At 36.9% G+C, this 6,999-nt stretch carries 6 protein-coding genes; 1 reads left to right on the top strand and 5 read right to left on the bottom strand.

The genetic code is table 11. The features are described from left to right. Positions 1-383 (top strand): ArsB/NhaD family transporter (locus DYH56_RS11295; protein WP_304466114.1); only part of this gene is annotated, 383 nt, incomplete at its 5' end. 178 nt (positions 384-561) lie between these two features. On the opposite strand, the gene DYH56_RS11290 is transcribed toward DYH56_RS11295, so the two are convergent. The 5 genes from DYH56_RS11290 to DYH56_RS11270 form a co-directional block, all read right to left on the bottom strand. Further along, a complete protein-coding gene (locus DYH56_RS11290) occupies positions 562-1,137 on the bottom strand; it encodes a plasmid pRiA4b ORF-3 family protein (RefSeq protein ID WP_114642978.1) in 576 nt (191 codons plus the stop codon). Positions 1,138-1,416: 279 nt separating this feature from the next. Beyond that, the gene (locus DYH56_RS11285) at positions 1,417-2,760 is read right to left on the bottom strand and encodes a sulfurtransferase (RefSeq protein WP_114642977.1); all 1,344 of its coding nucleotides are present in this window, start codon (positions 2,758-2,760) and stop codon (positions 1,417-1,419) included. Positions 2,761-2,943: 183 nt separating this feature from the next. Beyond that, on the bottom strand, positions 2,944-4,101 hold the full coding sequence (locus DYH56_RS11280) for a double-cubane-cluster-containing anaerobic reductase (protein ID WP_114642976.1): 1,158 nt from the start codon (positions 4,099-4,101) through the stop codon (positions 2,944-2,946). A gap of 14 nt (positions 4,102-4,115) precedes the next feature. After that, positions 4,116-5,489: a sulfurtransferase gene (locus tag DYH56_RS11275; RefSeq protein ID WP_114642975.1), complete on the bottom strand. Its 1,374-nt coding sequence runs from the start codon at positions 5,487-5,489 to the stop codon at positions 4,116-4,118. Positions 5,490-5,526: 37 nt separating this feature from the next. After that, the gene (locus DYH56_RS11270; RefSeq protein WP_114642974.1) at positions 5,527-6,870 is read right to left on the bottom strand and encodes a Na+/H+ antiporter NhaC family protein; all 1,344 of its coding nucleotides are present in this window, start codon (positions 6,868-6,870) and stop codon (positions 5,527-5,529) included. Between the last annotated feature and the right edge of the window lie 129 nt (positions 6,871-6,999).

Here is a 6,999-nt window from a genome sequence, read left to right as displayed (position 1 = left end):
TGGATATTGTTGGACACAATATTGTAAAATACACCCGGGGAAATTTCCCATTGGCAGTGAGTATGATAATGTGGGTATCGGCATTATTCACCTCGGTAATTGGAAATGTAGCCAATGCAGCCATGGTCTCCAAGATAATTCATTTTATGATTCCTAGTTTTGAAGGTCTGCAAACTACGACATTTTGGTGGGCACTTTCTATGGGATCACTCCTGGGAGGGAACATAACTATCCTGGCATCTGCAACCAATGTGGTGGCTATAAATTCAGCCACTAAGGCAGGGTGTAAGATAAGTTTTGGTAAGTTTATGAAATTCGGATTAATAATAGCAGTCCAGACTTTATTTGTAGCTAATATCTATCTGTGGGTTAAATATTTTTAAATAAAAAAGACTATCCTCCTCCTTGGAGGATTTTATAGAAAAGATCCAGTAAAAACAGTCATTTTGACTGCTCTACTGGATCTTTTATTTTATATTTTTATCTTTCGCCTCAACTTTGGTTTGTCCGATTATAGACAAATTTTCAAAAGGTAGAAGTTAATATTCTGCTTAGACCTTATTAGATCTCAATCTCTTCTAATAACTCATTTATTAATTCTAGATCAAAGTTTGTTGGATCAAATTCTCTACCTAACCACTCCGTCATTTCCTTATATTCTTCGTGGGTAGGGTCAGATATTATCTCTAATAGGTGTTCATACCCCCATATCCCGCCACAATCTTCAGGAGGACATGCTCTTTTCCCTTTTATGCATACAGGCAGTTTCATCTCAGAATCAAAAGGCAGTATCTTCTCCAATATTATTTTATGTTCCCATCCGTCACCGAAGTCATACTCATAGGTAAGTTTTTGTTTTTCCTTTTTTAATAATTGATATAACTTATATTTTCTCTCATCCAAAGAAGAGTCTCCCCAAAACCCATCATCTTCCTCCAAAGGTATCTGATAATACTTCTTTCCATCATAAAAATGGTGTAGATGATAGTTAAACCATCCCATAGACTCCTGTATAACTTCGTGAAGTTTATCTAATCTTATATTACTGGGAACCAAAACTCTCCTCCAAATAGGAGGCTTAGCTCCCTTTAATTCGATTTTTAATTGATAAATACTTTTAAATGCTATTGTTGCCATATTTTATTCCCCCTTTTTGCATTAAGTTATTTTCCCTTTACAAAATTAAGTATACTCCTTTTCTCCTTTACTTTCCACCTAATCACTTATTTTTCTTCTCTACTTGCTACTTGTTGCCTGAATCTATCATCACTAACTATAAAATTAATCTTTCTCCCTACCCATTATATTTATTACTTTGGTTTCCTTTATGAAGGGAAGCCATAAGAAGGAAGAGTTCATAGATGAAAAAGGGAGCAGATTATTCCATCTGCTCCCTTTTTCATCTATATAAAGTTACTAATCCAAAAAACTCTCTCCATTTAATTTTTCAGGTTCTCCCTTTAAAAACTTTTCCTTTGTTTCTTTTGTTTCAGACCATTCTTTCCATCCGCCGTCATATAGGGATATTTTTTCAAGACCCATAGCCTGTGCATAGAACCATACTTCACTTGCTCTCCATCCTGTTCCGCAGTAAAATGCCAGATGATTTTCTGGATTTATCTTCAGTCCGTCCCACATCTTCTCAATCTCGGTATATGGTCTCATATGAAACTGATCCATATCTCTGTAATCCTCTAAGTGCCAAGGGTCCGATCCTGCCATCCCCCATTTAGCTCCTTTGATCCTTCCTCTGGGCTTGATATAGTCATACCCGCTGATTTTCCCAAGGTATTCTTTCCAGCTTCTGATACTGATAAGATCCCCGTCTTCAGCCTTCAATAATTCCACAGCTTCAGGAAGATCTACAATAAGTTCAGGGTTTTGTGGAACATCTGCCCCAAATTCTTTTACCGGCTCTGGATTTTTCATCTCAGTTTCCACAGGGTATCCAGCATCTTTCCATGCCTTCATTCCGCCATTTATCATTCTCACATCTTCTACACCTGCATATTTAGCTATAACTCCAAATCTTGCAGCGGCCATAGGATCACCGTAAACAAGTACAAGGGTATCTGTTGTGATTCCCTGTCTTTCCATCTCAGCCTTAATACTCATATCATCAACTCTGTTCCAAAGAGGCCCTACCTCTACCCATCCTGTATGCATCCAGTAAGATCCTGGAATATGTCCTTCTTTATGAGGCTTACCTTCTTCACTCCACCCTACATTAAATACCTTTACAGGTCTTCCGTCATAGTGGCTCACTTTTTCCCCCTCTGAAAGATCCTTGACCCAGCTCACAGGAACAATAGTCTCATATCTTTTTAACTTTTCCAAAGGTAGAGATTTATCTCCCCATTCCTCTACTCCTCCATCAAAGACAGATACTGTATATCCTTTCTCTGTAAGGATATTTTTCATAGTTTCTGACCCTTCACCGTAGAGAATTATCTCGTTTCCTGCTACAATCCCTTTTCTCTCAAGAGCCTTTTCTACATCCCCGTCTTTAACAGCAGTGGCAGGATAATTTACCGCTCCAGGAATATGACCGTTAATTCCATTCCCTTTCAGATCCCAACCGTTGTATTCATCATAACTTCTGGTATCCATCACAACTATATTTTTATCTTCCCCTGCATTTTGAACTTCCTTCACACCAACAGAACCTTCTTTAGCTATTTGAGCTTTTGGTTCCTCCACTTTACTGCCGCATCCTATCATTCCAAATGCCAGTGCCAGTATAACAAACAATTTTTTCATCTCTTCACCCCAGTTTATATTTTATTTATTTATTTATTGCTAATTTTTTTTGTATCCTGTGTACTTTTACTCATTGAGAATACATTTATTATTCTATCATTTTACTCCATTTTATTAAAGGAATAATCTGCACTATTAGATCTGGTGTACATAATTTCTCCAATTATATAAGATTTAAGTTTTTTACAGCATCTCAATAAATGCCTCTATCCTTGTTTTTATCTGACCTGTATCCCCTGTTGAATAATCTGTCTCAAGGGCAATATACGGAACATCCTTTTCCTTAGTCACAACTCTTTTTATCATGTGAGTCTCTACACTGTAGGTGTGACAGGCTTGAAGAATTACCTCTACAACTCCGTCTATCTGATATTCATCCATAAGCCTCTTCAAAAGATCCTCCCTGTCTGTATTGGGCGACATAACAGAACAGGGAATAGATATATATTTTTCCGCCAGTGCCTGGATAGGATCTATTGTTTCATCTACAAGTCTGTCTAAATTCTTGGCTCCCCCGCAGTTTTCATATGAAACTACTACAGCTCCTGCATCTTCAATAGGTTTTATGATTTTTTCTGCAACTCCCCCTATAGGACATCCTGTAATTAATATTCTCGGTGCTCTCACAGAAACTTTAGAGCTCTTATTTCTGTCAATCTCCTTCAGGTTTTCTATAATTTCTCTTATTTTTTCATTTTGAAGTTTTTTATCAAAGGTATAGCTGACACCATTTAAAACCTTATGCATCTCATATCCCGAAAGAGGCGGGGGAGTTAGTTTTCCCAGGCTGTAAAACTCCTTTAAAAGCTTTCTTTCATCGTTAATCTGAGAGATTGCTTCTGAAATTTTTTCCTTTGAGATGGATACATTAAACTTTTTCTCTAATTTATCCTTAAATCTGGATACCTCTTCCTTCCAAAGATCCATTCCCCTTTCTTTATCCTGGGTCTGGGGAAGCTGCATTATATAGGTATCTTTTAACTCCCCCAGGAGTTCATACATCTTCTTTTTCCCGTCGCAGGTTGTTTCTCCTACAATCATATCGGCAAAATACATATACGGGCATTTATCAGTGAGAGCATAGCCATAACTTGCCTTTATTAGTGGACATAAGTTTTTCGGCAGATGTTTTTCCGCTGTTGGTATAGTCTCTTCACTTACAGAACAAAGGGATACGGGGACCGCTCCTGCTGCATAGATTAATTCCTTAGGTGTATATGTACAAAATGTACCTACTATATTTTTTCCGCTGTCTTTCAGTTCTTTTATGGTTAAAAATCCGTCCCGTCTGGCTTCTTCAAAATCCTGGAAATTTTCTGGTAATTTGTTAATACTTTTCATCTTTTATCCCCTTTTTATAGTTTTTTATTTACCCTGGGATCCCCTGCAGCAATAGGATTTTTAGAATCCTGTATCCACTCATAGAATCCTCCGTCATAGATACTTACATTTTCCCATCCCATTAAATATGCGTCAAAGAAAGCCAGTGCTCCTCTCCATCCTGTGGCACAGAAAAAAGAAGATTCATTTTCAGGTTTGATATCCCATTCTTCCCACATTTTTTGTATCTGGGTATAGTCCCTCATTGTTCCATCTGAATCCACAAAATCTTCCGAATGATACCCGTCTGAACCGCCGTGCCCGAATACAGACCCCGGTATACGACCTTTTTCAGTGAAATAAGAATATCCCCCATTGTTTATCCCTGCATACTCTTCCCATGAAACTACTGCTGTTAACCTGCCATTGGGATCTTCAATTAATTCTTTTGCTTCTTTCAAATTTTTTGTATATTCCGGGTGGATAGGTATCTGCCCTCCAAAATTATTATCTGAAACCCAAATATTCTCACCTTTCTCCAAAGGTAATCCGGCATCTACTAATCCTTTTACATTTGAATTTATTATCCTGACATCTTCAACCCCGGCATACATAAGAACATGTGCTAAACGACCTGCTGCCATAGCTTCATCACTATAGATTATAATCATTTTATCCTTAGTTATCCCTGTTTCATTTAATAATTTTTTTATTTTATCATCCGAAACTACATTCCAAAGGGGTAAACTTTCTATATCGTTTGTATCTATATAGATAGCACCTTTTATATGTCCTTTTTCATATTCTTTTTTTTGTTCATAATTTACATTTACAATGATATATTCCCTTCCATCATAATTTTTCACTTCTTTTCCCTCTGTTAAATCTTTAACCCATTCAGGATAAACTAACTTTTCATAGTTCTTTAACTTATCAATTTTTAAAGAATTATCCCTGCTCCAGTCCTGCATACCGCCCTCATAGTTGGCCACATCTTTATAACCTGAACTTTTTAAAATATTATAAAGTTTCAGACTCTCTTTTCCGTAATTAGAATATACAACTATGTTTTTTTCCGGCGATAATCCGTTTTTTTTAAATATTTTTTTTATTTCATTTTCATTTAAACCTTCTAATAAATTAAACTGTAAATTAATTGCACCAGGAATATGTCCGCCTTTTATTCCTTCATTTAAACTCCATCCGTTAAATTCCTCATCCGACCTGGTATCGATAATCATTAAACCTTCTGTATTTTTTATATAATCTTTATTTACTGTCTTCACAGCTTCCTGATAATTTTTATTTTTTACAGGAACTCTATTACATCCATAATTTATGGAACCCAAAATTATCAAAATAGTGACTATAAATACATTTCTATTTATCCCCTCTAATCTTCTTCCCATCTCTCTCCCCTTTTTAATCAAATAAAATTTTCTATATCTACTCTGCTTCCCATACCCATGCTTTTTTTCTCATAAGACCATCTGCAAAGGGTATATGGATCGAAACTATTACAGATATCAGTAATAACTGCTGATACCATAATAACGGCATAACCTGTAACGGTGTCACTTTTCCTCCTGCAAATCCTACTAAAATAAGCATCTGAGCTCCATATGGAATAATTCCCTGGGCTATGCATGAAAAAATATCCAGTATAGCAGCACTTTTTCTCGGATCAACATCATATTTTCTGCAGAGCTTTTTAGCAATGGGACCATTTATAATGATGGCAACGGTGTTGTTTGCAACTGCCATATCTGTAAGTCCTACCAACGCTCCTATCCCAAGCTGTGCAGTCTTAGGCCCTTTAATACTTTTTTGTATTTTTTCAAGGAGCCACTGAATTCCCCCGGCTTTAGCAACCATTGTAGCCAGACCGCCTGTAAGAAATGAAAGGAGAAAAATTTCATTCATTCCTGAAAAACCATTATAAATTTCCTTTGAAAAACCCAGTAAATTAAAACTTCCGTAGATAAATCCAAGTATCCCCGAAAGAGCGATTCCCCCGGTCAAAACCGTGAAGACATTCATCCCTATTAAAGAAAATACCAATACAAAGATATAAGGCAAGATTTTAATTAAATTGAAATCATAGTTTTGAACTTCAGGCAGGACTTCCGGTCTTCCAAAAACAACTAAAAGGACAATGGTAAGTATAGCTGCAGGAGCTGTAATCAAGATATTCACCCTGAACTTATCCTTCATCTCTACGCCCTGAGTTCTCGTTGCTGCAATTGTAGTATCTGAAATTATTGAAAGATTATCTCCAAATATAGATCCACCCATAACAGCTGCAAGAACCAATGGCAGGGAAAGTCCTCCCTTTTCAGCCAGCCCTACAGCAATGGGAGCAATGGCAACAATGGCTCCGATAGAAGTTCCTGTAGCTGTGGAAATAAATCCGGCTATAATAAATAACCCGGCAGCTATATACTGTGCAGGAATATAGGTAAGTCCCAAATTAACCGTAGAATCTACTCCTCCCATGGCCTTGGATACTCCGGCAAAGGCTCCGGCAAGTAAATAAATTATACACATGATCACTATGTCCTGGTGACCGCATCCGCTGACAAAGGTATTGAATTTTTCAGTAATCGTTCCCTTAAAAAGGATAAATGCACTGACAACCCCTGCAAAGGCTGCTATAGGAGCAGGCAGCTGATAAAATGCCAGTTCTACCCCCTGGGCTTGAAGAACCAGTCCGCTTCCCAAATAAAGACCGATAAAGATAAAGAAAGGTATCAGTCCCTTAAAATTTCCTTTAATATTTTCCTGTTTCATAACTTCCCCCTGTATAATGATTTTTGCTACAGATCACGCAGATAGATAGCCTGATTTTCACAGATTATTCTTTTGCCACCAATTATCACTAATTTTCTCCAATAGAAATAATTCTAAATTTTAAATATA

The sequence above is a fragment of the Psychrilyobacter piezotolerans genome (assembly GCF_003391055.1).
Lineage (GTDB): Bacteria > Fusobacteriota > Fusobacteriia > Fusobacteriales > Fusobacteriaceae > Psychrilyobacter > Psychrilyobacter piezotolerans.
Note: the sequence above shows the minus strand (reverse complement) of the source record. Positions and strands in the feature narration are given on the sequence as shown.